At 65.8% G+C, this 23,324-nt stretch carries 20 protein-coding genes and 3 pseudogenes; 11 read left to right on the top strand and 12 right to left on the bottom strand.

Features of this window, described 5'->3' with window-relative positions; translation table 11 throughout:
* Nucleotides 1–8 precede the first annotated feature (8 nt).
* Together WS75_RS30100 and WS75_RS30095 are read left to right on the top strand one after the other, a co-directional pair.
* Nucleotides 9–371, top strand: coding sequence for a hypothetical protein (locus WS75_RS30100; protein ID WP_156429919.1), 363 nt, complete (start codon nucleotides 9–11; stop codon nucleotides 369–371).
* A 444-nt stretch (nucleotides 372–815) separates the two neighbouring features.
* Nucleotides 816–1,277: a CBS domain-containing protein gene (locus WS75_RS30095; RefSeq protein WP_059686151.1), complete on the top strand. Its 462-nt coding sequence runs from the start codon at nucleotides 816–818 to the stop codon at nucleotides 1,275–1,277.
* A 154-nt stretch (nucleotides 1,278–1,431) separates the two neighbouring features.
* On the opposite strand, the gene WS75_RS30090 is transcribed toward WS75_RS30095, so the two are convergent.
* The gene (locus tag WS75_RS30090) at nucleotides 1,432–1,761 is read right to left on the bottom strand and encodes a DUF4148 domain-containing protein (protein ID WP_059686148.1); all 330 of its coding nucleotides are present in this window, start codon (nucleotides 1,759–1,761) and stop codon (nucleotides 1,432–1,434) included.
* Nucleotides 1,762–2,274: 513 nt separating this feature from the next.
* Between WS75_RS30090 and WS75_RS30085 the strand changes: the two genes are divergently transcribed.
* The gene (locus WS75_RS30085) at nucleotides 2,275–2,673 is read left to right on the top strand and encodes a GreA/GreB family elongation factor (RefSeq protein WP_059686146.1); all 399 of its coding nucleotides are present in this window, start codon (nucleotides 2,275–2,277) and stop codon (nucleotides 2,671–2,673) included.
* Nucleotides 2,674–2,862: 189 nt separating this feature from the next.
* On the opposite strand, the gene WS75_RS30080 is transcribed toward WS75_RS30085, so the two are convergent.
* Nucleotides 2,863–3,981, bottom strand: a complete 1,119-nt coding sequence (locus tag WS75_RS30080; RefSeq protein ID WP_012366341.1) for a porin — start codon at nucleotides 3,979–3,981, stop codon at nucleotides 2,863–2,865.
* Between the two features lie 614 nt (nucleotides 3,982–4,595).
* Between WS75_RS30080 and WS75_RS33115 the strand changes: the two genes are divergently transcribed.
* Nucleotides 4,596–4,970: a YXWGXW repeat-containing protein gene (locus WS75_RS33115; protein ID WP_082729788.1), complete on the top strand. Its 375-nt coding sequence runs from the start codon at nucleotides 4,596–4,598 to the stop codon at nucleotides 4,968–4,970.
* A 299-nt stretch (nucleotides 4,971–5,269) separates the two neighbouring features.
* On the opposite strand, the gene WS75_RS30075 is transcribed toward WS75_RS33115, so the two are convergent.
* The gene (locus WS75_RS30075) at nucleotides 5,270–5,656 is read right to left on the bottom strand and encodes a winged helix-turn-helix transcriptional regulator (protein WP_059686143.1); all 387 of its coding nucleotides are present in this window, start codon (nucleotides 5,654–5,656) and stop codon (nucleotides 5,270–5,272) included.
* A gap of 250 nt (nucleotides 5,657–5,906) precedes the next feature.
* Between WS75_RS30075 and WS75_RS30070 the strand changes: the two genes are divergently transcribed.
* A complete protein-coding gene (locus WS75_RS30070) occupies nucleotides 5,907–6,383 on the top strand; it encodes a nuclear transport factor 2 family protein (protein ID WP_059686140.1) in 477 nt (158 codons plus the stop codon).
* A gap of 174 nt (nucleotides 6,384–6,557) precedes the next feature.
* Here WS75_RS30070 and WS75_RS33110 read toward each other — a convergent pair.
* Nucleotides 6,558–6,677: pseudogene (locus WS75_RS33110) on the bottom strand (cysteine hydrolase); the annotation flags it as partial.
* Nucleotides 6,678–6,934: 257 nt separating this feature from the next.
* Between WS75_RS33110 and WS75_RS30065 the strand changes: the two are divergent.
* Nucleotides 6,935–7,429 (top strand): VOC family protein, encoded by a 495-nt coding sequence (locus WS75_RS30065; protein ID WP_257129480.1) that lies wholly within the window; start codon nucleotides 6,935–6,937, stop codon nucleotides 7,427–7,429.
* A gap of 41 nt (nucleotides 7,430–7,470) precedes the next feature.
* The gene (locus tag WS75_RS30060) at nucleotides 7,471–8,226 is read left to right on the top strand and encodes a glucose 1-dehydrogenase (protein ID WP_059686138.1); all 756 of its coding nucleotides are present in this window, start codon (nucleotides 7,471–7,473) and stop codon (nucleotides 8,224–8,226) included.
* Nucleotides 8,227–8,364: 138 nt separating this feature from the next.
* On the opposite strand, the gene WS75_RS30055 is transcribed toward WS75_RS30060, so the two are convergent.
* The 4 genes from WS75_RS30055 to WS75_RS30040 form a co-directional block, all read right to left on the bottom strand.
* Entirely contained in the window at nucleotides 8,365–9,882 is a 1,518-nt protein-coding gene (locus WS75_RS30055; RefSeq protein WP_257129479.1) for a purine-cytosine permease family protein, read from the bottom strand.
* Between the two features lie 315 nt (nucleotides 9,883–10,197).
* Nucleotides 10,198–11,694: an efflux transporter outer membrane subunit gene (locus WS75_RS30050; RefSeq protein WP_059686133.1), complete on the bottom strand. Its 1,497-nt coding sequence runs from the start codon at nucleotides 11,692–11,694 to the stop codon at nucleotides 10,198–10,200.
* Entirely contained in the window at nucleotides 11,691–14,864 is a 3,174-nt protein-coding gene (locus WS75_RS30045; protein ID WP_059686130.1) for an efflux RND transporter permease subunit, read from the bottom strand. Before WS75_RS30045 ends, WS75_RS30050 begins: the two co-directional genes overlap by 4 nt.
* Nucleotides 14,865–14,877: 13 nt before the next feature.
* Entirely contained in the window at nucleotides 14,878–16,086 is a 1,209-nt protein-coding gene (locus WS75_RS30040) for an efflux RND transporter periplasmic adaptor subunit (protein ID WP_059686127.1), read from the bottom strand.
* 79 nt (nucleotides 16,087–16,165) lie between these two features.
* On the opposite strand from WS75_RS30040, the gene soxR reads away from it, so the two are divergent.
* The gene (gene soxR, locus WS75_RS30035) at nucleotides 16,166–16,642 is read left to right on the top strand and encodes a redox-sensitive transcriptional activator SoxR (RefSeq protein WP_059686125.1); all 477 of its coding nucleotides are present in this window, start codon (nucleotides 16,166–16,168) and stop codon (nucleotides 16,640–16,642) included.
* 34 nt (nucleotides 16,643–16,676) lie between these two features.
* Here soxR and WS75_RS30030 read toward each other — a convergent pair.
* Nucleotides 16,677–16,970: pseudogene (locus WS75_RS30030) on the bottom strand (SDR family oxidoreductase); the annotation flags it as partial.
* Here WS75_RS30030 and WS75_RS33105 point away from each other — a divergent pair.
* Nucleotides 16,953–17,261: pseudogene (locus WS75_RS33105) on the top strand (LysR substrate-binding domain-containing protein); the annotation flags it as partial. The pseudogenes WS75_RS30030 and WS75_RS33105 overlap by 18 nt on opposite strands.
* Nucleotides 17,262–17,285: 24 nt before the next feature.
* On the opposite strand, the gene WS75_RS30025 reads toward WS75_RS33105, so the two are convergent.
* Nucleotides 17,286–17,939, bottom strand: coding sequence for a TetR/AcrR family transcriptional regulator (locus tag WS75_RS30025; RefSeq protein WP_059686124.1), 654 nt, complete (start codon nucleotides 17,937–17,939; stop codon nucleotides 17,286–17,288).
* A 146-nt stretch (nucleotides 17,940–18,085) separates the two neighbouring features.
* Here WS75_RS30025 and WS75_RS30020 point away from each other — a divergent pair, with 146 nt between their 5' ends.
* On the top strand, nucleotides 18,086–19,378 hold the full coding sequence (locus WS75_RS30020; protein WP_059686120.1) for an NAD(P)/FAD-dependent oxidoreductase: 1,293 nt from the start codon (nucleotides 18,086–18,088) through the stop codon (nucleotides 19,376–19,378).
* A gap of 44 nt (nucleotides 19,379–19,422) precedes the next feature.
* Complete coding sequence (locus WS75_RS30015) at nucleotides 19,423–19,812, top strand: DUF3331 domain-containing protein (protein ID WP_059686119.1); 390 nt, start codon at nucleotides 19,423–19,425, stop codon at nucleotides 19,810–19,812.
* Nucleotides 19,813–20,195: 383 nt separating this feature from the next.
* On the opposite strand, the gene WS75_RS30010 is transcribed toward WS75_RS30015, so the two are convergent.
* Nucleotides 20,196–21,542, bottom strand: a complete 1,347-nt coding sequence (locus WS75_RS30010) for an ABC transporter ATP-binding protein (RefSeq protein WP_059686117.1) — start codon at nucleotides 21,540–21,542, stop codon at nucleotides 20,196–20,198.
* Nucleotides 21,543–21,553: 11 nt separating this feature from the next.
* Complete coding sequence (locus WS75_RS30005) at nucleotides 21,554–23,308, bottom strand: ABC transporter permease (protein ID WP_059686115.1); 1,755 nt, start codon at nucleotides 23,306–23,308, stop codon at nucleotides 21,554–21,556.
* Nucleotides 23,309–23,324 lie beyond the last annotated feature (16 nt).

Here is a 23,324-nt window from a genome sequence, read left to right as displayed (position 1 = left end):
GAAAGAACATGAAAAACTATAATCAAATTGAGAAAATCTCGCAGCTTCCCTACGAAGGCACACCAGAAAAGCGTAGTCCCGGTAGCTGGGAGCGCTCCGTGTCAGCTTATGACAAATGGATGCAGCGTATTGCAGAGCAAGATCGCAAGGAAGCACAAGAGGCGAAGAAACGGGAAAATCTGCGCGATGAGAGCGACGACAAACCGCTCCGTACTTCTCTGAATATTGTCATGGCCGATGAACTGCCGGACGACTACGAAGCCCCCGATGAACTCGTAGAAGGCTTGCTCACGGTACGAGCAGGTTCAATCCTGTACGGCGATTCGAACGCGGGTAAGACGTTCTTTGCTATTGATATCAGTTCATTCTGATGGGCAAGCTTGGCGCGAGCGGTTCGTGACTGGATGCTTGGTTTTGACGTTGCCACGGCTCCCCCGGTGATGAGCAATAGTCATCATCTTACAGTACCGCGTAACTTCCACTTTTTTAGACCACTTACGCAAAACCCCGCCAGAGGCGAAGGTCCGTAAATTTACATTATAAATCAAGGAATTAAAAATAGGAAAACGGGGGCAGGAACATTCCTATGAAACTTTCACTTTGCCCTGCGTGGGCGATTGGGGACGCGAAGACATCATGAATTCAATCGAAACGATCAGGAATGTAGGAGTTGTGTGGATAGTGCGTGCCCGGAGTTTACCGCTAATCTGGAAACGTCACGCGACTGCCGTAGCGGGCCCGGCTATACTGGGCCCGTCGGGTGCCGCGCATCACGCCCTGCCTTCCCTGCATCGTCCCGCACACGGAGAAAGCACATGAGCACGACTGTCGCGCAAATTCTCAAAGCCAAGCCGGATTCCGGCCGCACGATCTACACCGTCACGAAAACCGATTTCGTCTATGACGCCATCAAGCTGATGGCTGAAAAGGGAATCGGCGCATTGCTGGTCATGGACGGCGACGACATCGCGGGCATCGTCACCGAGCGCGACTACGCGCGCAAGGTCGTGCTGCAGGACCGTTCGTCGAAGGCCACCCGCGTCGAGGAAATCATGACGGCCAAGGTGCGCTACGTCGAACCTTCGCAGTCCACCGACGAGTGCATGGCGCTGATGACCGAACACCGGATGCGCCACCTGCCCGTCCTCCAGGACGGCAAGCTCATCGGCCTGATCTCGATCGGCGACCTCGTGAAGAGTGTGATTGCCGATCAGCAATTCACGATCAGCCAGCTCGAACACTATATCCACGGCACCCCGGCGGTCACGTCCGCCTGACCCAATCCCAGCAAAAAAGACCCAAACGCGTGAGCGTCTGGGCGGAAAAGCCGCCGGAATGCGGCGACGGAGGTTCTGCTCTGCTGACGCAGACGCGCGCGAGTTGCGCGCGTCGCGTCGGTTACATGCTGTGCTCGGGCAGACCCGGGGATGTTCAGTTGCCGAAGTAGACGGAGTTCACGGGATTCGGAGCTTCACGCGTCACGCGGCGGCCCGACTGGCCTGCGCTCGTCGCCACCGCACCATAGCCGCTCGCGTCGGCTTGGGCGAGCATCGGCTGGTTCGGCTGGATCCGTTGTTCAGCGGCCTGGATGTTCTGCGGATATTGCGCATCGCTCGCGAGCGGCTTGTAGCCGTTCTGTTCGAGTTGCACGAGTTCGGCCCGGACCTGGTCGCGGGTCAAGCCCTGTTCGGACTGCGCGAACGATGCGATCGGGGCGGCAAGGACGGATGCAGCGATCGCTGCGTAAATGATCGACTTCATGATGGACCTCCGAAATATGTTCTCTTTTGGCGTCGCTTCCGGCGGGACTGTCTGAAGCGATGGATGAAGTGTAGTGCTCGCAATACCAAGGGGAAACCCTTGGTTTGAACATACAGCGTTGCATTTTCGGAAAAAATCGACCGCTGCCTCCGCGCGGGACCGCCATTACTTAAATCATTTCCACAACAATGCCTGACGAAAGGCCGACAGCCTAATCACCGATCCGGAAGGTTGTGTTGTAAAATCGAAAGGTTTTATTCGCCCGTCGATACCCTATTCACCATGCACGCGCCCACGCCTCTCTCGGTTTCGCTGTCCGGCCCGGCCGGCGTGCGTGCGCGCGCCGGCCATCCGGCGCACCCCTGCCTTCGACGCACGGCCCAGGCACCGCTCGCCCCTGCCCGGCGCCTGATCTGACAGCACGGCCTCCTCCCGGAGCCAGGTCAGACAGGCTCCGGGCGATCCCCATAGGCACGCCATGCCTGCCCCATGCCGATCATTTGGAGAACTGCCATGAAACAACGCCTTTACCAGTTGACCGAACTCGACGTCGCTCGTCTCGAGAAGCACGCCGAACACAACCCGCGCTTCCAGACGATGCTCGACACGCTGCTCGAGCGCGCGGACATCGTACAGCCCGACGCCATCAAGGCGAACGTCGTCACGATGAACTCGCAGATCACGCTGCTCGACGAAGCGTCCCAGGAACAGGCCACCTGGACGATTGTTTATCCGGATGCCGCCAATCTCGAACTCGGACGCCTGAACGTGTTCTCGCCGGTCGGCATGGCGCTGCTGGGCACGCAACGCGGTCAGTTGGTGAAGGTGATGCAGCCGAGCGGCGTCGAAAAGCTGATGAAGGTCGCGGCGATCGTGTTCCAGCCGGAGGCCAACGGCGAATACACGCGCTGACGCCGCTGCGGGCCGGCAGCGTACCTCCGGCCATATCAAACAAAAAGCGAGGCTCTGAGCCTCGTTTTTTTTGCGTCCGGACGAGACGCACCGTCGTCGCGACCCGCGTCGTCGTATTCGACAGGCGAAAAAAAGGCGCCCGAAGGCGCCTTTTCGATACTGCGAAGCGGGTTACCCCGCTTGTCACGCTTAGAAGCGGTGACGCAGACCAACCGTTGCTGCGGTTTGGTTGATCGACGAGCTCGGCAGGTTGTTGCTGAAGCTGTCGCCGTTGTAGATCGACGCGCCGATGCCGTTCTTCGCTGCACGCTGGTACACAGCTTGTGCGTAGACGTCCGTGCGCTTCGACAGCGAGTAGTCAGCTTGCAGGCCGAACTGGTTCCAGTGCGTGCTGCCGTTGTTGATCTTCGCGTTCGTGTACGTGTAAGCAGCGCCCAGGCCGAGAGCCGGCGTCAGGTTGTACTTCGCGTTGACTTCGTAGTTGTCCGTGCGCAGCGTGCCCAGACCAACTGCGTTGTTGTCGAGACGTGCTTGCGTCCATGCAGCGCCGACTTGTGCCGGGCCGAATGCGTAACCGGCAGCAGCACCGTACGTGCGGACGCGGCCTTGGCTAGCGATGCCACCGATTGCCGACGACGTCGCGCCGTTTGCGTTCGTACCGTCACCCAGGTTCGCTTGCGAGTATGCACCCGCCAGCTTCAGGCCTTGGAATTGGTATGCAACGCCTGCGCTGTACGCACGGTTGTTACCAAAGTTCGTGTTGTTCGAGAACGAGTACGTGCCGCCGAATTGCAGGCCAGCGTAGTTCGCGCTCGTGAACTTGATGGTGTTGTTCGCTGCGACGTCACCGGTCGTGCTCAGACGGTCGAGGTTCAGCGGGTGCGCGAAGTACGTGCCGCCCCACGAGCCCGTTGCCGTCAGCGGCGCCAGGTAGTCTTGCGTTGCGTCATACTGCTTACCCAGCGTGACCGTGCCGTACTGGCTCGACAGACCGACAAATGCTTGACGGTTGAACATGCCGCCGTTGTTGCCCAGCTTGCCGTTACCGATGCCGAAGCCGCTTTCCAACGTGAAGATTGCCTTCAGGCCGCCACCCAGGTCTTCCGAGCCACGCAGGCCGAAACGGCTCTGGTCAATGCCCGAACCCATCGCCCAACGCGACTTGCCAGCTTGGCCGAGTGCCGGCTGGACGTTGCTCGTGTAGGTGATGCCTGCGTCCAGCACGCCGTACAGCGTGACGCTGCTTTGCGCGTGAGCGACGGTAGCGAACGATGCTGCAGCTGCTGCAACGATCAGAGTCTTGTTCATTCGTGGAGCTCCCTTCTAAAAAGAGGCAGGTCTCGCGACCTTGTTCATAAACGGTCTGCAACCGCCCGGGAACGCCATCGGTCCTACTGGCCGCGCCCGGATAGTTGCCCGTTTGGGAACCGTGAGTTTAGGGGTGTACCCTAGGGGCGCGATCCGCAAATAAAGAAATAAGCTTTTCCAGAACTAGAAATAATGAAAGTGGGGGCACGTTATAAGTATTTGTTTTAACGTCTTTTTTTGACTGATTGACGGATGCTTTTTGGAGGCTTTGATCCCACCATTCTTTCGTGTCATCGTCTTGACGGTTGCATAGAAACAACAAACGGAATCGATGGAATCACGCAAAACCGGTAATTTTTACCCGGATCAGTCTCAAATATTGGGCCTGCTCGCCTAAAACGCTGCGACCGAACCGTAAACACACGGCCGTGTGGCCGTGGCCGACCCTATTGGGCCGTCAGCGCCTGCCGCGTGGGACCGGCGGCAAGCGCCCCGGCTGCCAGCAAGCCGTCGTGACATGCGGTAACAGCCTTGATGACCCGCGTAACCCGGCCGCAGGCCCGGCAGGCTAATGTAACGGCAGCCCCGATTACATATTAGATAGAGGACTCGCCATGAATCGGCGTTCGCTGTTGCGCACCATCGGACTGACCGCCGCCGTCGCCGCCACCGGCGGTTGGCTGCGCACCGCCTCGGCCCAACCCGCACCGCCCAGGTATAGGCCTCCCGGACCGCCTCCGGGCCCCGGCAGGCCGCCACATTCCAATCGCCCGGGCTTCGCGCCGCCCGCACCGAGGCATGATCGCCGGCCACCGCCGCCGCGGCCGCACGGCTATATCTGGACCGACGGCTACTGGCGCTGGCAGCGCGGCCGCTATATATGGGTGTCCGGCCGCTGGGTCGCCCGCCGCCCCGGGCGTAGGTGGGTGCCTGGATACTGGCGGCGCCAGGGTCAAGTGTGGGTCTACGTCGACGGTACCTGGCGATGAGTCGCCCGCGCCGGCCATCGGTCGGCGCGGAGCCGCCGCTTCCATGCACTTGTCGATCGACACGCCGCCCTGTCCTGCATACGAACCGACCGACCGGGTGGATGCGGATCCCGCCTGCCCCCCCCCGCCACGACCGTTCATATCCTTCAAACGCCAATCGTCGCGCGTGTGTTGCCCCCTTCGCGACGCCGCATGCGTAAACCACGCACTCACAACGTTCGGATAACGAAATCATCCGATACTGCAGCAACACACGCATACAGTCGCAGAGCGCCACACGCCCGCACGACGCACTCCGCTCAACGCCCGCTGCTCTCCAACTCGCGTGCGCGGCGACGTGCGGCGCATATCGCACGATGATGTTCGTCGGCCCAGCGGATCATCACGTCCATCGGCGTCAGGAACGAACGCCCGAGGTCCGTCAGCGCATATTCGACGCGCGGCGGCACCGCGGCATAGAGTGTGCGGCTGACGAAGCCGTCCTGCTCGAGCCGCTTGAGCGTGCGCGACAGCATCTGTTTCCATACGTCGCCGATCGTGCGGGCGAGTTCATTGAAACGCATCGTGCCGCCGGACAGCGCCTCGATCACGAGCAGGCTCCATTGGTCGCCGATGCGGTCGAGCACATCGCGGATCGGGCACGGCTGAACGAGTTCGACGGATTCGTCGGCGGACGGAAACGACATGACTGGATTCTCTTTCACGGGCAATGCAGGTCACCGCGGCGTGACCTGTTCACACCGCAGTGACTTCTTGTGACGGGTTCGCGGCAACTGTACCATTCGATCGACTCGATGGCCGCACGGATTTTCAAGTTCTGCGAAGCATGCGGTTGTGCGCCACTGCCCCCTTCGCCCGCCGATGATGACGATCGGCGTCGTCCGCGGTCGCGCACCGTGCGCCCACCCACGAATCACCAGACAAGGAACCCGCCACATGTCATCGCTCCGCTCCCCCGTCCGCGCCGTTGCCGCGTTCGTCCTGCTTGCCGCATCGACGGCTGCGCTGTCCGCCGGTCATGTCACGCGCGACCTGGCCGCCGAGGAAGCCAACCGCCAGCTCGTGCTGACGTTCTACGACCGCTTCTTCAACAAGCACGAAGCCGTCGCGGCTGCCGCCGTCGTCGCCGACGGCTACAAGCAGCACAACCCGCACGTGCCCGACGGCAAGAAGCCGTTCGTGTCGTACTTCGTCGGTGCGTTCCAGAAGAACCCCGAATCACGCGCGCAGATCGTCCGCAGCTCGACCGATGGCGACCTCGTCTATCTGCATGTGCATGCGACCGAGCGGCCGGGCGATCGCGGCGACGCTGTGGTCGACATCTTCCGCGTGAAGGACGGCAAGATCGTCGAGCACTGGGACGTGATCCAGCCGGTGCCCGAAAACGCCGCGAACGCAAACACGATGTTCTGATCGGGCGGGCCGTGCACCGATGCGCGGCCGACCTCGCGGCTGAGTGCTGCCCGGCACGCGCGAACGCCCCCGCATCGGGCTTCGCCGCCACGCCGCCTCGACCCGCCTGACCGCACCAGGACCGTCGTCCGCCTGCGCGCCGCCGCGCACGGCTCGAGCCCGGCCGCGCGCGCATCAGGCGACGTCGAGCGCGAGCACTTGTCCGGTCGTCAGCACGTCGCCGAACGTGTCCGACAGCGCGGCCAGCGTGGCGCGATGGAGATCGCGGTGCGGCACCGTGCTGCCGTCTACGACAGCGCGGCCGCGCGCCACGAAAACAGCGGATACGTGACGGTCGAGAGCCCGAACACGCGGCGGCGCCCACTCGCTTCTCCCTCACCGCGCCGTGTCCCCCGCGGCTAGTCCGTATGGATGGCACGAAGCGCCAGGTTTGTTGTCATCATGGCCGTCATTCGTCGCATGCCGCATCGAACGGCGCCGCGCCCGCTCGCGCCCCCGCCACGGAGACACCATGAATGCGCCCGTCCAAAGCCCCGTCGACCAGATCGGCTATGCGATTGCCGATCTCGACCGCAGCATCGCGCGCTGGCGCCCGCCACGATGCGGTCCGGTGGACCGTGTCCCGCGACGCGCGTCTCGACGGCCGCTACCTCGGTGAAGCGGTGAAGGTCACGATCGACGTCGGGCTCGCGTATCCCGACGACCGGCAGATCGAACTGATCCACGTGACGAACGACGCGCCGTCGCCGTACCACGGCATGCACGTGCAACCGCTCGCGGGCCTGCATCACGTCGCATGTGGGGTCGAGGATCTCGATGCCGCGGTTGCGCAACTCACGGCGCTTGACCTGCGCGTCGTGTTCGAAGCGCGCAACCCGGTCACGCGCGTCGCTTACCTCGACGACGCCGGCGATCCCGGCGTGCGCGCTGAAGTGATCGAAGGCGCCGGCATGCGCGACACGATCGCGCGCGGCATCACCGAAACACGCGCATGGGATGGCGCCGGACCGGTCATCAGCATCATCGACGCGTCGGCCGCCGCATGAGCGGGCTCGTGCGTCCCCTTTCACTCACAGGAGCAAACACGATGAAACGACTCGAAGGCAAGGTGGCGCTGATCACGGGCGGTGCCCGCGGCCAGGGCGAGGCGGAGGCACGCCGGTTCGTCGCCGAAGGCGCACGCGTGGTGATCGCCGACGTGCTGGACGACGCCGGACAACGCGTCGCGGCCGAACTCGGCAACGCCGCGCGCTACCAGCATCTCGACGTGACGAACAAAGACGACTGGCACACCGCCGTTGATGCGACGCTCGCGCACTTCGGCCGGCTGGACATCCTCGTGAACAACGCGGCGATCCTGAAGCTCGTGCCGATCGAGTCCTGTTCGCTCGACGACTATCGCAAGGTGATCGACGTCAACCAGGTCGGCTGCTGGCTCGGCATGAAATCGGCACTGGCCGCGCTGAAGGACGCGGGCGGCGGCTCGATCGTCAACGTGTCGTCGACGGCCGGCATGGAAGGCGTGGCCGGCGGCAGCGCGTATGTGGCGAGCAAGTTCGCGGTGCGCGGGATGACGAAGGCAGCCGCGCTCGAGTTCGGCCGCTATGGAATCCGCGTGAACTCGGTCCATCCGGGCGGCATCGACACGGTGATGGCACGCCCGCCGGAATACGCCGATTTCGACCCATCGTCGATCTACAGCGGGCTGCCGATCGCGCGCATCGGCAAGCCCGACGAAGTGGCGAGCCTCGTGCTGTTTCTCGCGTCCGACGAATCCGCGTATTGCACGGGCGCGGAATTCATCGTCGACGGCGGGATGCTCGCAGGCAGCACGTTCCACTGATCCGCTGCGGGGTCGACGGACAGGTCAGGCTTCTCATCCGCACCGACCATCACGGATCCGAAAACGATCATGCCGCCGGCGGTTTTCCCGCGCGGCGGCACGATGGCTTCCGAAACGAAGCAGCAAGCGATGCGGCGCTCAATACCCCTTCGGCTGGATCGCCGGCGCGCCGACGCCACGCTCCGCCTGCCTGCGGCCGCGCACGAGGAAGCGTCCGTTCGGGCCGTACACACCTTCCGCTTCCGGATGCAGCGTCAGCAATACGAAATACAGCAATCCGCCGACGAGCAGCGACACCGGCACGCTTAGATCGAGCTCGCCAGCCAGGTTGCCGAGCGGCCCGACGAACTGGCCCGGCAGGTTCACGAACGACAGCCCGATGAACGCCGCCGGCAGCCACGCGCCCATCGCGCGCAGGTTCCACCCGTGCGTGAACCAATAGTGGCCGCCCCGCAGCCCGCGGTTGAACACCTGCAGGTCGTCGGCGAGATAGAAGCCGCGACGCGTCACGTAGCCGATCACCATGATCGCCATCCACGGGCAGCTGAACGTGTCGATCAGCGTCGAGAACGTCGCGACGCTTTCGACGAGGTTGAACCAGAAACGGCCGACGAAAATGAACGCGATCGCGATCGTGCCGATCAGCAGCGTCGCACGCACGCGGTTCAGGAAGCGCGGAAACATGCTCGACACGTCGAGGCCCGTGCCGTAAAGCGCGGTCGTGCCGGTCGACATCCCGCCGATGATCGCGATCAGGCACATCGGCAGCAGGAACCAGCGCGGCGACACGGCGAGCAGCCCGCCGACGTAGTCGTTCGATGCGATGAACGCGGGCGCCTTCGACGCGATGATCGTCGCGGTCGCCAGGCCGAAGAAGAACGGCACGAAGGTCGCGATCTGCGCAGCGAACACGGCGCCCATCACGCGCCGCTTCGGCGTCTGTTGCGGGATGTAGCGCGCCCAGTCGCCGAGCGTCGACGCGAACGACACCGGGTTGCTCAACGCGACCAGCACCGCGCCGACGAACGCGGCCCAGAAACCTGCACTACCCTGGCTCAGCTTGCCCGCGTAGTTGATGTCGAACATCCCCGCGAACGCGAACAGGCCGGCGACGAACAACAGGCTCGCCGCCCACACGGCGATCTTGTTGACCCAGAGCATGAAGCGAAAGCCGTAGATGCAGACGATCAGCACGAGCACCGCGAACACCATGTAGGCCCCGCCGAGCGTGAAGCCGTTGACGGGCACGCCGACCATGTTGTGCGCGCCGCCGACGAGCGCGTCGCCCGAGCTCCACACCGCGAGCGAGAAGAACGCGATCGACGTGAGCAGCGCGAGGAACGAACCGACGATCCGGCCGTGGATGCCGAAATGCGCGCCGGACGACACGGGGTCGCTCGTCCCGTTGCGCGGACCGAACAGGCTCATCGGCGCGAGGATGCAGGTGCCGGCGAGCACGCCGAGCACGATCGCGGCGACGCCCGCCTTGAACGACAGCCCGACCAGCACGGGGAAGCTGCCGAGCACCGACGTGGAAAACGTATTGCAGCCGCCGAACAGCAGCCGGAACAGATCGATCGGCCGCGCATAGCGCGATGCGTCGGGAATCCGCTCGAAACCGAACGATTCAACTTGCGTAATCCTGCCTTCAGCCATTTGTCTCCAGCTCCTCTGGTGCATCGGTACGGCCTGCGACTTCGGCCATACGACACATCGTCATCGATTTGCGGCCACTCTAAACCGGATCGGGCGGCGCAAATATCACGCATTCGAGACGTTTACGACGAAGGAGAACAATGTTTCGCGGCGGGAAATCGTCCGTTTGCCTCGCCGCGCATGCGGTGCGGGCGATGCAAGGCAGGTGCGGCGGCGAAGCGCTGGGCTGCCGTCAGCGGACATCGGGTCGGCGCTCCGCCCCCAGTTGAACGGCGGGCGGACGAACCGCGCCAGGCTGCCTCGCGGCCCGGCGTGCTACTGCACCGATCGCGCGACCGGCCCCGGTGCGGCCTGCGCCGTTCCCGCCGGCCAGCCTCCCGCGAGCGCCTTGTACAGCACGACCGTCGACGCCGCGCTGCGCATCCGCCCGTCGGCCGCCGCGTCCTGCGCCTGCAGCAGCGTCCGCTGCGCGTCGAGCACTTCGTAATAGTCGATCGCGCCCGCCGCGAAGCGCGTCTGCGCAAGCTGCGCCGCGCGTGCGCTGTCGTCCGCCGCCCGCACGAGGTGCGCGGTCTCGTCCCGCGTGCGGGCAACGCGCAGCAGCGCGTTCTCGGTTTCCTCCAGTGCGCCGAGCACGGTCTGCCGGTACTGCGCGAGCTGGCCGGCCGCCTCCGCGTCGCTCGCCGCGATCCGCGCGCGTACGCGGCCGACGTCGAGGAACGACCAGTCGACGCCGAGCGCGATCAGGTTCGTGTCGCTGCCCGCACGGAAGAACCCGTAGCTGCTCGTCGCGCTGCCGAGCAGCCCCGACAGCGTAAAGCGCGGAAACAGGTCGGCCGTCGCGACGCCGACCCGCGCGGTCGCCGCGTGCAGCCGTGCCTCGGCAGCCGCGACATCGGGGCGCCTGCGGAGCAGGTCGCCCGGCGTGCCGGGATCGATGTCGGCGGCAAGCGCCGGCAGTGGCACCGGCGTGCCTTTCGATGCGTCGTCGTTCGGGATGTCGAACCGGCCGATCAGCGCATCCGGCGTCTGTCCGGTCAGCACCGCGAGCCGGTGCTCGTCAACGCCGATCGCCGATTCATACACGGCGATCCGCGACATCGTCGATTCGTACTGTGCGCGCGCACGCGCCGCATCGAGCTCGGAACCGCGCCCCGCGCCGACGCGCGCATTGATCAGCGCGAGCGTCTGCTTCTGGTTGTCGGCGTTCTCGCGTGCGATCCGCAGCCGCTCCTGCGAGCCGCGCAGATCCACGTACGTGCTCGCGACCTCACTCGCGATCACGACACGCACCGCGCGTACGTCGGCCGCGCTCGCGGCCGTTTCCGCACGCTGCGACTCGATCGACCTGCGCACGCGTCCGAACAGGTCCAGTTCCCACGCCGCGTTGATCCCGACATTGGACATCGGCGTATCGCGCTGGCTGCGCGGTGCGCCGAACGCCTGGTCCTTGCTCATTAGCTGGTGGCCGACCTGGCCGCTCGCCGTAATCGTCGGATAGCGGTCGAACGTGGCACGCGACAGCAACGCGTTCGACGCGTCGTAGCGCGAGACGGCGACCTGCAGGTCGTGGTTCGCCGCGAGCGCCGAGTCGATCAGCTGCGTCAGCGCCGGATCGCCGAAGCCGCCCCAGAACGCGGCATCGGCAGCAGCCGACGCGTCCGGCGACGTCGCGTCCTGCGTGGCCGGATGCGCGTCGCGTGCGAAGCGCGCGGCAGCCGCCGTGTCTGGCCGTTTGAAATCGGGGCCGACCGCGCACGCGGCGAGCGTCAACGACATCACGAGCGCGGAAAGACGGAAAGCGGCGCTCATCGGTTTTCTCCTTCGAGGGTGCCGTGCTGTTCGCTCCACACGGCCGGCGTGCCGCCCGCGAGCTTGCGGATCGCCACATAGAACACGGGCGTCAGGAACAGCCCGAACAACGTGACCCCGAGCATCCCCGCGAACACGGTGACGCCGGTGGCCGCTCGCACCTCGCTGCCCGCGCCGCTGCCGATCAACAGCGGCACCGCGCCCGCGATGAACGCGACCGACGTCATCACGATCGGCCGCAACCGCAGCCTGCACGCCTCGAGCGCGGCTTCGATCACGCCCTTGCCCTGGATTTCAAGCTCGCGCGCGAACTCGACGATCAGGATCGCGTTCTTGCACGCGAGGCCCATCAGCACGACGAGACCGACCTGCACGAACACGTTGTTGTCGCCGCCGGAAAGCCATACGCCAAAAAGCGCCGCGCACATGCATACCGGCACGATCAGGATCACCGCGAGCGGCAGCGTCCAGCTCTCGTACAGCGACGCGAGCACCAGGAACACGAGCATCACCGCGAGCGGGAACACGACGATCGCCGCGTTGCTCTGCGTGACCTGCTGATAGCTGAGGTCGGTCCATTCGAGCGTGATGCCCGGCGGCAGCACGTCCTTCGCGATCTGCTGCAGCTTCGCGATCGCCTGCGACGACGACATCGCCTTCGGGTCCGCGTCGCCGATCAGGTCCGCAGCCGGATAGCCGTTGTAGCGGACGACCGGATCCGGCCCGTACGCGGGCACGACCGTCACCATCGAGCCGATCGGCACCATCTCGCCCTTCGCGTTGCGGGTGCGCAGATTCGCGATGTCGGCGGCCGTCTGCCGGTGACCGGCATCCGCCTGCGCCATCACGCGGTACACGCGGCCGAACAGGTTGAAGTCGTTCACGTACATCGAGCCGAGATAGACCTGCAGCGTGCTGAACAGGTCGGTCAGCGAGACGCCCTGCGCCTTCGCCTTCAACCGGTCGACCTTCATTTCGAGTTGCGGGATGTTCGCCTGGTACGAGCTGACCGGGTAGCTCATCCCCGGCGTTTTCGCGACCGCGGCCTGGAATGCGGTGAGCGCGTTCTGCAAGGCGCCGTAGCCCAGCCCGCCGCGATCCTCCAGGTACAGCGAATAGCCCGAGCCGTTGCCAAGGCCCTGGATCGGCGGCGGCATCAGCGCATAGGTAATGCCGCCACCGATGGCCGAGAGGCGCGCGTTCAGGTCCGCGTTGATTTCCGCGGCGCTGCGGTGGCGCTGGTCGAACGGCTTCAGGATCACGTACGAGTTCGTGATGTTCGGCGTGTTCACGCCCTGCAGCGCGTTCAGCCCGGCGAATGCCGGCACTATCTCGACACCGTCAGTGCCGAGCGCGACCTTCGTCATCTGCTCGGTCACCTCGCTGGTGCGCGCGAGCGATGCGCCTTCCGGCAACTTCGCGCCCGCGAACAGGTACAGCTTGTCCTGCACGGGGATGAAGCCGCCCGGCACCGCGTTGAACAGCAGCGCGGTCGCCGCGAGCAGCACCGCATAGACGGCGAACACCACGCCGCGCCGCTTCAGCGCGCGACCGACGACGCCGTGATAGCGGTCGGAGCTGCGCTCGAAGAAGCGGTTGAACGGATGGAACAGCCAGCCGAATGCGCGGTCGAGCACGCGCGCGAGCGCATCCTTCGGCGTGCCGTGCGGGCGCAGCAGCTTCGCGGCGAGTGCGGGCGACAGCGTCAGCGAATTGATCGCGGAGATCACCGTCGAGATCGCGATCGTCACCGCGAACTGCCTGTAGAACTGGCCGGTCACGCCCGACATGAACGCCATCGGCACGAACACCGCGCACAGCACGAGCGCGATCGCGACGATCGGCCCCGACACCTCGCGCATCGCCTGATGCGCGGCGTCGCGCGGGTTCAGCCCCTGTGCGATGTTGCGCTCGACGTTCTCGACCACGACGATCGCATCGTCGACGACAATCCCGATCGCGAGCACGAGCCCGAACAGCGTCAGCGTGTTGATCGAATAGCCGAGCAGATAGAGCCACGCGAACGTGCCGACCACCGACACCGGCACCGCGACGAGCGGGATGATCGACGCGCGCCACGTCTGCAGGAACAGGACCACGACGAGCACGACCAGCACGACGGCCTCGATCAGCGTGTGCTGCACCGCGCCGATCGATTCGCGCACGAACACGGTCGGATCCCACACCGGGCGATACGCGATGCCCGGCGGGAAACGCTTCGACAACTCGTCGAACTTCGCATACACGGCCTTCGCCACCTCGAGCGCGTTCGCGCCCGGCGACAGGAAGATGCCGACCACGGCCGAATGCCGGTCGTTGAAATACGAGCGCAACGTGTAGTCGCCCGCGCCGAGCTCGACGCGCGCGACGTCGGATAGCTTCACGACCTGGCCGTCGTCGCCGTTGCGCAACACGATGTCGCCGAATTCCTGCACCGTGCGCAGCCGGCCGCGCACATTGATCGACAGCAGGAAGTCGTTCTTCTTCGGCGTCGGCTCCGCACCCAGTTGGCCAGCCGATACCTGCACGTTCTGCTCGCGCACCGCGGCGATCACGTCGCTCGCGGTCAGCCCGCGCGATGCCAGCCGGTTCGGGTCGAGCCAGAGCCGCATCGCGTAGTCGCCGGAGCCGTACACGCCGACATCGCCGATGCCGGTCAGGCGCGACAGCTCGTCCTTCACGTTCAACGTCAGGTAGTTGCGCAGGTACAGCGAGTCGCGGCTGTTGTCTGGCGAATAGAGGCTCACGTACATCAGCGGCGTCGGCGACTGCTTCTGCGTGGTCACGCCGTACTGGCGCACCTCGTCGGGCAGGCGCGACAGCGCCTGGCTCACGCGGTTCTGCACGCGCACGGCGGCCGTGTCGGGATCGACGCCCTGCAGGAAGGTGACGACGACCTGCAGGCTGCCATCCGAGCCCGCGACCGACTTCATGTACATGATCCCTTCGACGCCGTTGATCGCTTCCTCCAGCGGCTCGGCGACCGATTCGGCGATTTCCTTCGGGTTCGCGCCCGGGTACGTCGCACGCACCACGACGCTCGGCGGCACGACTTCCGGATATTCGCCGGCCGGCAGCATCGGGATCGAGATCAGGCCGAGCGCAAAGATGACGATCGACAGCACGACCGCGAAGATCGGCCGGTCGATGAAGAATCGGGAGAAATCCATCGCAGGTCTCCCGTTATTGCGCGACCGGCGCGCCGGCGTCGGCCACGGCCTGCATGCCGCTGCCCGGCCCGGTGCCCGCGTCCGCATGCACGGCCAGCGCCTTCGGCTTCACCTGCGCACCTGGATAGTAGATCCGCTGCACGCCGTCGACGACCACGCGATCGCCTGGCTGCAGCCCCTTCTCGACGATCCGCTCGCCGTCCAGCACACGGCCGATCGTCACGTCGCGACGCAGCGCCTTGTCGCCGGCGCCGATCACGTATACGTACTTGCGATCCTGGTCGGTGAGCACCGCCTTGTCGTCGACGAGCAGCGCGTCCTGGTCGCGGCCGCTGACGAGCTGTACCCGCGCATAGAGGCCCGGCGTGAACGCGTGATCCGCGTTCGGCAGCCGCACGCGTGCACGGATCGTGCCGGTTTGCGGATCGAGCCGGTTGTCGAGGAAATCGACGGTGCCCGCGTGCGGGAAGCCCGTCTCGTTCGCGAGGCCCACGCGCACCGGGTCCGCGCCGATCGCCCGATGCTTCCGGTCGTCGCGCCGCGCGTTGTAGCGCAGGTAGCTCTGCTCGTCGCAGTCAAAATAGACGTAGACGGGGTCCTGCGACACGACCGTCGTCAGCAGCGTCTCGTCCGCGCGCGCGAGGTTGCCGGCGGTCGCGATCGCGCGGCCGACTCGCCCGGAGATCGGCGAACGCACTTCGGTGAAGCCGAGATTGAGCTTCGCGTCCGCGACGGCCGCGTCGGCCGCCCGCAGGTCGGCGCGCGCCTGCTCCGCGGTCGAGCGCGCGTTGTCGAGTTCCTCCTGCGAGGTTGCATGCGCATCGATCAGCGTCCGCACGCGCTTGAGCTGTACATCGGCGAGGCTCGCGGCCGCGCGCGCCCGCTGCTGCTGCGCGTTCGCGCGGTCGAGTGCGATCCGGTACGGGCGTGGATCGATCTCGAACAGCACCGCGCCCTGCGCGACGAGGTCGCCCTCCTTGTACGCGATGCGCTGCAGATAGCCGCTCACGCGCGGTCGCAACTCGACCGCGTCGACCGCTTCGACGCGTCCGTTGAATTCGTCCGCGAGGCGGACCGTGCGCGGCGCGACGGTCGTCACGCCGACTTCGGGCAGAGGATGGACCGACGATTCGCCTTTGCCGTCATGACAGCCCGACAACGTCAGCAGCAACGCGCAGGCCGCGCTCAAAGGCGACGTCCTGCCTGGGGATAAGAAGAGCATGATGCCTCGCGACGGGTTAAACTGCCGCGTAGCATAAAAGTTGAAGTTAACTTCAAGTCAAGCTTTTCCGGAGGACGTCATGGGTATCGACGAAACCACGCAATGGCCGCTGATGTCGATCCGCGAAGTAGCCGCGCGCAGCGGCGTGCCGGCATCGACGCTGCGCTTCTACGAGAAGCGTGGGCTTATCAAGTCGCACCGCAACGGCTCGAGCCATCGTCACTATTCGCGTGCGGTGCTGCGGCTGATCGCGTTCATCGTGTTCGCGCAGAAGATCGGCTATTCGCTCGACGAGATCGCCGAGCAACTCGTGAGCCTGCCGGAAGACACCGCGCCGACGAACAAGGACTGGCAGCGGCTGTCGCGCGGCTGGAAGCAGCGCGTCGCGAACCGGATCGAGGAGTTGCAGCGGCTCTACATCAACCTCGACGAATGCATCGGCTGCGGCTGCCTGTCGCTGAAGCGCTGCAAGCTGACGAACCCGGAAGACCGCGCGGGCCGCAACGGGCCTGGCGCGCGGCGCTGGCTCGGCGATGGGCCGCCGGATCTCGACTGATGCGCGCTGCCCGGCGCCGCATTGTCCCCTCACCTCAACCGACGCGCCAACCACCGTTCACCGCGATCGTCGCGCCGGTGACGAATGACGCACGCGGCCCGGCGAGCCACGCGACCGCGTCCGCGATATCGTCCGGATGGCCAGCGCGGCCGGCCGGCGTCCGCTCGCGATTGGTCGCCGCGATGACCGGCGCGACGCCACCGTCGCCGAAGAAGCGCGTCTCGGCGATGTAACCGGGCGCAAACGTATCGACCGTTGCACCGCGCGGCCCGAGTTCGCGCGCGAGCGCGACGGTGAACCCTTCGACGCCGGCCTTCGCCGACGCGTACTCGTGACGGCGTGCGCGCAGGCGGGCTTCGCACCGCGCGTGGTCCAGCAGCCGCGCCAGATGCAGACGACGGCCGGGCTGGTCGCGGGTGGCATCGGCGTTGCGCTGATGCCGCGCCTGTTCGTGCCGATGCAGACGCACGATATTACGTTATGCGAACTGACCGGCACGGGCAGCCCGCTCGCATACGAGCTGACGATCCCGTACCGCACGCCGTCGCCACTCGTCGATGCGCTGCGCGAAAGCGCGCGCAACGCGGTGCACGAACCGAGGCCGATTGCGGCGACATGACCGCGCGCATCGCGCGCGCGGCGCTCAATCGCCGAGGATATTGAGCGCGACCGCGAGCACGGCCTGCCTGAATTCGTGCTGCCGCGTGGGCAGCGACGTGAACTCCCGCATCATGTGGCTGTACGACACGGTCATGCCGATCGCGCTCGCGATCATGAAGAACAACACGTTGGGGTCCGCCGCCCGAATCTCGCCGGCCTCCACCGCTTCCGCCAGCAGCGGGAACATCACCTCGTGATACGGGCGCACGAGCCGCTCCTGCAGCCGGTCGAGCCGCGCGCCCTCCTCGGTCGCCGCCGTCGAGAAGAACATGCCCATGTCGGGCTCGTCGAATTCGTGATCGACGCACAGCTCGAGCGCGCGCCGCACGCGCTCGCGATGCGGCAGCGACGACGTGCGCAATGCACGCAGCGCGTCGAACATCGGTTGGGCCAGCTCGACGATCTGCTCGACGACCGCCAGCCACAACGTTTCCTTCGTGCCGAAGTGATGGGCGATCAACGCCGCGTCGATGCCCAGCTCGCGCGCGACTTCGCGCACGCTCGTCGCGTCGTAGCCGCGCTTCGCAAACGTGCGGCGCGCGGCGCGCAGTATCACGTCCGGACCGACGGATGCGTCCGCCAGCGGCCGCCCGCGCGTACGCCGCTTCGACGGCGCGCGCTCAGTGACTTCAGCCACGTTTTCCTGCTCCCCTTGAATGGTTCGAATGCCCGCGTTCTGGCCCGGTTTCACTTCCCCGGCATGGGACTGCCGCCCCGCTCCGTTGACACGCGAAGCCGGGAAGCGCTAGGATCATACCTTATTCATCACGTGATGATTTATCCATGACAACCCCTACACGCATCGTCATCGTCGGCGGCGGAATCGCCGGGCTGCAGCTCGCGACCCGTCTGGGCGAGCGCCTCGGCCGGTCCGGGCGGGCGCAAGTCACGGTTGTCGACCGCAGTCCGACGCACATCTGGAAGCCGATGCTGCACACGATCGCGGCCGGTACGCGCGATGTCCAGCAGCAACAGGTGATCTTCCTCGCCCATGCACGCGACCACGGCTACACGTACCAGCCCGGCGAACTGAAGGGGCTCGATCGCGCACGCCGCCGTGTGCAGCTCGGCGAGATCCGCTCGCAGGACGGCGAACTCGTGCTCGAGGCACGCGAACTCGAATACGACGTGCTGATCCTCGCGCTCGGCAGCCAGGCCAACGATTTCGGCGTACCGGGCGTGCGCGAGCACTGCTACTTCATCGACAGCCAGCAGCAGGCCGAGACCTTCAACGAAGCGTTGCGGATGCGCGTCTTTCGCAGCATCGCGCGCGACGAGCCGTTCCGCGTCGCGATCGTCGGCGCGGGCGCGACCGGCGTGGAACTCGCGGCGGAGCTGAGCCGCTTGCTGGAAGTGGCGCAGGCGTATGGCGACGCGACGGTGCGCGAGCGGCTGCAGCTCACGCTGCTCGAAAGCGGCCCACGCATCCTCGCCGCGTTTCCGCCGAGGATTTCCGCGTCGGCGCAGCGGCGGCTCGAACAGATCGGCTTTCACGTGCTGACGTCGACCCGCGTCACGTCGGCCGACGCGAACGGCTTCCACTACGGCGACGGTTCGTTTGCCGAAGCGGACCTGATGGTCTGGGCGGCCGGCGTGAAGGCGCCCGATTTCATGCAGGCGCTCGGCGGCCTCGACACGAACCGCGCGAACCAGATCGTCGTCGGCCCCACGCTGCAGGCCACGGGCGACGAGCACGTGTTCGCGATCGGCGATTGCGCGAGCCTCTTGCTCGACGGCCACGAACGGCCGCTGCCGCCGACCGCGCAGGTCGCGACGCAGCAGGCCGAGCATCTCGCGAAGCACCTGCCCGCCTGGCTCGACGGCACGCCGATTCCGCCGTTCGCATTCCACGATTTCGGCTCGCTCGTGTCGATCAGCGACTACGACGCGTTCGGCACGCTCGGGCAGTTCGGGTTCTTTCGCGGCGGCTTCATTCAGGGGCGCTTCGCGCAGTTCAGCCACCTGATGCTCTACCGGCGGCACCAGCAGGCGCTGCACGGCTTCTCCAAGGCGACCCTGCTGTGGATCGCCGAACGGATCAACGGCTGCGCGCAGCCGCGCATCCGCCTGTCGTGATGCCGCGTATGGCGGTGTCGCGCAACGTTTCGAGGAAAACTGACATGAACAACCGTTTAGCGCCCTGGCTCGTGACCGTCGCCGCGATCGGCAGCTTCGACATGCCATCCGTCTCGTGGGGCGTGCCGCGGCGGCGCAGCGTCACGCGCGACCGGCTGCCGTCGTGGGACGCGACGAGCAAGCCGACGATCAGCGTGCTCGAGCGGCCCACGGCCGACACCGTGATGATTTCGTGGCGCGACGCATGCACCGGGCACTACGGTTATCAGAAGTGGCGGCTGTTCACCACGCGCAAGCGCGGTGTGTGCGCGCTGTCGGGGCAGCCGATCGAGATCGGCGACAGCGTCTATGCGCCGCAACTGCTCGGCTCGGCGCCGGGCAACGCCGCCGCGATGGTGCTTGCCGCGCGCATCGACGACGCGGCTGAGACTTGAACGGACGTCGCCCGGCCGGCGCCATGCGCCGGATCGCGGTTCTGGCGCTCCGGTTCCGCGTCGAGATGCGCGGCATGCGGTCGCGCTGCTGCTATCGCTCTCGCTCACGTAGAGCGGCTGGCCGCCACCGGCATTCTTCCCGCGCGTCGAGCCATGCGTCGCATGGTTGTTCCCGCCATCGCCTACACCGCCGCCCGCGCTAACAGGTCGTTGAAGTGCTGTCGGGCCGGACGTATTTTCCCTTGGGCCCTTCGGCAGCGAATACGCGGACGCATGCGCCTGAGCGATTCGCTCAGGCGCATCGTACGAAGCAGCCGTTGCTGGCTTCGATGTCTGGAACTGGTTCAAATCAAAGCCAGGGCCGCCTTACCCGTCGACGGATCTCAGCTCTCCACATCCTCGAGACTGAACACCTCGGTCTTGTCGTTGTACGAGAAGACTTCGCCGTAACGCCCCCAGTCGATCACCGCGTCGAGGGTTTCCTCCGCCGCGTCATCCGACAGGAAATCCTCCAGCTCCTGCTCGAAGCGCACACGCGGCGCGCGATGGCCGGGGCGCTCGTTCAGCACCTTCCTGATCCGCGCGGCGAGCGGCACGTGCTTCAGCAGGTGATCCGCGAACATCAGCTTGCGTTCCTGCGTGCCGAATTCCGCGAACACGCGCGCTGGCGGCGTCAGGAACACGTCGCCTTCGCGCACGTCCGCAAAACCGAGGTACTGCAGCACTTCGGCGATCGGAAACAGTTCGTCCACTTCCAGATGCAGCGTGCGCGCGATTTCGGGCATGTCGGCGCGACCGTGATACGGCGCCATCGCGAGCGTCTCGATCAGGCCGGCCATCAGGTTGGTCGACACGCGCGGCATCCAGCTGCCGAGCTCGAGCCCCTTCTTCGTCGCCTCGCCGGTCTGGCGGGCGGTCATCTTCGCGTAGATGTCGTCGACGAGCTTGCGGAAATCGGGATCCAGCCGGTTGCGCGGATGCTTGAACGGCACCTTGATCTCGGCGATCACGCGCCCCGGGTTCGACGACAGCACGAGAATCCGGTCGCACATGAACACCGCTTCCTCGATGTTGTGCGTGACGATCAGCACCGACTTGATCGGCATCCGGCCTTGCGTCCACAGGTCGAGCAGGTCGGTACGCAGCGTTTCGGCCGTCAGCACGTCGAGTGCCGAGAACGGCTCGTCCATCAGCAGGATCGTCGGGTCGACCACGAGCGCGCGCGCGAAACCCACGCGCTGACGCATGCCGCCCGACAACTCACGCGGGTAGGCGTTCTCGAAGCCGTCGAGACCGATCAGGTCGATCGCGGCGAGCGCGCGTTCGCGCCGCTCGCGTGCGCCGACGCCGAGCGCTTCCAGCCCGGCTTCCACGTTCTGCAGCACGGTGAGCCACGGAAACAGCGCGAAGGTCTGGAACACCATCGCGACGCCTTCGGCCGGGCCGGTCAGCGGCTTGCCGAGGTAGGTCACTTCACCACCGGTCGGCTCGATCAGCCCCGCGATGATCCGCAGCAGCGTGGACTTGCCCGAGCCGGAGCGGCCGAGCAACCCGACGATCTCGCCTTCGCGCAGCGACAGGTTCGCGTCGTCGAGCACGAGCAGTTCGCCCTGCGTCTTGTTGAAGCCGCGGCAGACGTGATCCACGCGCAGGATTTGCTCCCCGAGGCGCGGCGGCTGAAGCGGCTGGGACGTCTGGGCCGGGGCGTTGATTATGGTCGAATTTTGCATCGCGCTTACTCTCAATCGAGACGGAGCCGGGATTCCGCATAGGCGTACATCGGACGCCACAGCAGGCGGTTGAACAGGGTAACGAACAGGGACATCACGGCGATGCCCAGAATGATCTTCGGAAAGTCGCCGGCGGCGGTGGTCTGCGCGATATATGCGCCGAGGCCGTGCGCGACGACCTTCGTGTCGCCCCACTGCACGAACTCGGACACGATGCTCGCGTTCCACGCGCCGCCCGACGCGGTGATCGCACCGGTCACGTAATACGGGAAGATGCCGGGCAGCATCGCCTGCCGCCACCACTGCCAGCCGCGGATGCGGAAATTCTTCGTCGCTTCCTTGTAGTCGTTCGGATAGGACATCGCGCCCGCGATCACGTTGAACAGGATGTACCACTGCGTGCCGAGCACGATCAGCGGCGACAGCCAGATGTCCGCGTTCAGATGGAAGTGGACGATCACGATCACGAACACCGGAAACAGCAGGTTCGCCGGGAACGCGGCAAGGAATTGCGCGAGCGGCTGGATCTTCTCGGCCAGCGCGGGGCGCAGCCCGATCAGCACGCCGAGCGGCACCCAGATCACCGACGCGATCGCGATCAGCACGAGCACGCGCAGCAGCGTGATCAGCCCGAGCATCAGCACGTGGCCGACCTCGCTCATCGTCACGCCGGTCGCGACGAAGTTGACGACGCGCCACGCGACGTACGCGGTCAGCACGATCACGAATGCGCCCCACACGATGTCGCCGATGCGCGACGAGCGATGGCCCGCTGCGCCACGCGCGCCGTTACCGCCGAACGCCGGCACGCGCAACGGAATCCGCGCGGCCTGCGACAGCAGCCAGCCGGCCGGCACGAGCAGTTGATGAATCAGGTGCGTGCGGCGCATCATGTCGAGCAGCCAGGATTGCGGCGCGTCGCCCGACGCGGTGTTCTCCATCCGGAACTTGTCGGCCCATGCGACGAGCGGGCGGAACAGGAACTGGTCATAGGCCAGGATCACGACCGACATCGCAACGATTACCCAGCCGACCGCGCCGATGTTCTTGTCCGAGATGGCTTGCGCGAGATATGCGCCGATCCCCGGCAGCGTGATGGTCTGGTTGCCGACGGTGATGGCCTCCGACGCGACGACGAAGAACCAGCCGCCCGACATCGACATCATCATGTTCCAGATCAGCCCCGGCATCGAGAACGGCACCTCGAGCTTCCAGAAGCGCTGCCACGACGTCAGGTGGAAGCCGCGCGACACTTCGCTCAGGTCGCGCGGCACCGTGCGCAGCGACTGGTAGAAGCTGAACGTCATGTTCCACGCCTGGCTCGTGAAGATCGCGAAGATCGCCGCGAGCTCGGCGCCGAGCACGCGGCCCGGGAACAGCGCGAGGAAGAACGTCACCGTAAACGAGATATAGCCGAGCACCGGCACCGACTGCAGGATGTCGAGGATCGGAATCAGCACCATGCCCGCGCGGCGGCTTTTCGCGGCAAGCGTGCCGTAGATCAGCGTGAACGCGAGCGACGCGACCATCGCGGCGAGCATCCGCAGCGTGGTGCGCAATGCGTATTCGGGCAGGTTCGACGGATCGAGCGAGATCTTCTGCGTCTGCAGGGTCGTGATCGGCGCCATCGTCTCGTGAAAGCCGACGATCGCCATCGCGAGTATGCCGATGATCAGCGGAAACGCGACCGCATCCCAGCGGTTGGGGAGCACGCGCCACGCGGACGCGTTGGCGGTGCGATTCGGATCGAAGAAACGGATATCCATCGGTAGCGTCTTGGTC

The organism is Burkholderia sp. FL-7-2-10-S1-D7 (assembly GCF_001524185.1).
In the GTDB taxonomy this organism is placed as follows: domain Bacteria; phylum Pseudomonadota; class Gammaproteobacteria; order Burkholderiales; family Burkholderiaceae; genus Burkholderia; species Burkholderia diffusa.
Note: the sequence above shows the minus strand (reverse complement) of the source record. Positions and strands in the feature narration are given on the sequence as shown.

Bases quoted from the DNA above. Each gene is read 5' to 3' on its own strand.
- WS75_RS30050 (WP_059686133.1), bottom strand. From the start codon at position 11,694: ATGAGCGCCGCTTTCCGTCTTTCCGCGCTCGTGATGTCGTTGACGCTC.
- soxR (WP_059686125.1), top strand. From the start codon at position 16,166: ATGGGTATCGACGAAACCACGCAATGGCCGCTGATGTCGATCCGCGAA.
- WS75_RS30090 (WP_059686148.1), bottom strand. From the start codon at position 1,761: ATGAAGTCGATCATTTACGCAGCGATCGCTGCATCCGTCCTTGCCGCC.
- WS75_RS30055 (WP_257129479.1), bottom strand. From the start codon at position 9,882: ATGGCTGAAGGCAGGATTACGCAAGTTGAATCGTTCGGTTTCGAGCGG.
- WS75_RS33115 (WP_082729788.1), top strand. From the start codon at position 4,596: ATGAATCGGCGTTCGCTGTTGCGCACCATCGGACTGACCGCCGCCGTC.
- WS75_RS30045 (WP_059686130.1), bottom strand. From the start codon at position 14,864: ATGGATTTCTCCCGATTCTTCATCGACCGGCCGATCTTCGCGGTCGTG.
- WS75_RS30040 (WP_059686127.1), bottom strand. From the start codon at position 16,086: ATGCTCTTCTTATCCCCAGGCAGGACGTCGCCTTTGAGCGCGGCCTGC.
- WS75_RS30065 (WP_257129480.1), top strand. From the start codon at position 6,935: ATGCGATTGCCGATCTCGACCGCAGCATCGCGCGCTGGCGCCCGCCAC.
- WS75_RS30070 (WP_059686140.1), top strand. From the start codon at position 5,907: ATGTCATCGCTCCGCTCCCCCGTCCGCGCCGTTGCCGCGTTCGTCCTG.
- WS75_RS30085 (WP_059686146.1), top strand. From the start codon at position 2,275: ATGAAACAACGCCTTTACCAGTTGACCGAACTCGACGTCGCTCGTCTC.
- WS75_RS30015 (WP_059686119.1), top strand. From the start codon at position 19,423: ATGAACAACCGTTTAGCGCCCTGGCTCGTGACCGTCGCCGCGATCGGC.
- WS75_RS30100 (WP_156429919.1), top strand. From the start codon at position 9: ATGAAAAACTATAATCAAATTGAGAAAATCTCGCAGCTTCCCTACGAA.
- WS75_RS30005 (WP_059686115.1), bottom strand. From the start codon at position 23,308: ATGGATATCCGTTTCTTCGATCCGAATCGCACCGCCAACGCGTCCGCG.
- WS75_RS30095 (WP_059686151.1), top strand. From the start codon at position 816: ATGAGCACGACTGTCGCGCAAATTCTCAAAGCCAAGCCGGATTCCGGC.
- WS75_RS30010 (WP_059686117.1), bottom strand. From the start codon at position 21,542: ATGCAAAATTCGACCATAATCAACGCCCCGGCCCAGACGTCCCAGCCG.
- WS75_RS30075 (WP_059686143.1), bottom strand. From the start codon at position 5,656: ATGTCGTTTCCGTCCGCCGACGAATCCGTCGAACTCGTTCAGCCGTGC.
- WS75_RS30080 (WP_012366341.1), bottom strand. From the start codon at position 3,981: ATGAACAAGACTCTGATCGTTGCAGCAGCTGCAGCATCGTTCGCTACC.
- WS75_RS30020 (WP_059686120.1), top strand. From the start codon at position 18,086: ATGACAACCCCTACACGCATCGTCATCGTCGGCGGCGGAATCGCCGGG.
- WS75_RS30060 (WP_059686138.1), top strand. From the start codon at position 7,471: ATGAAACGACTCGAAGGCAAGGTGGCGCTGATCACGGGCGGTGCCCGC.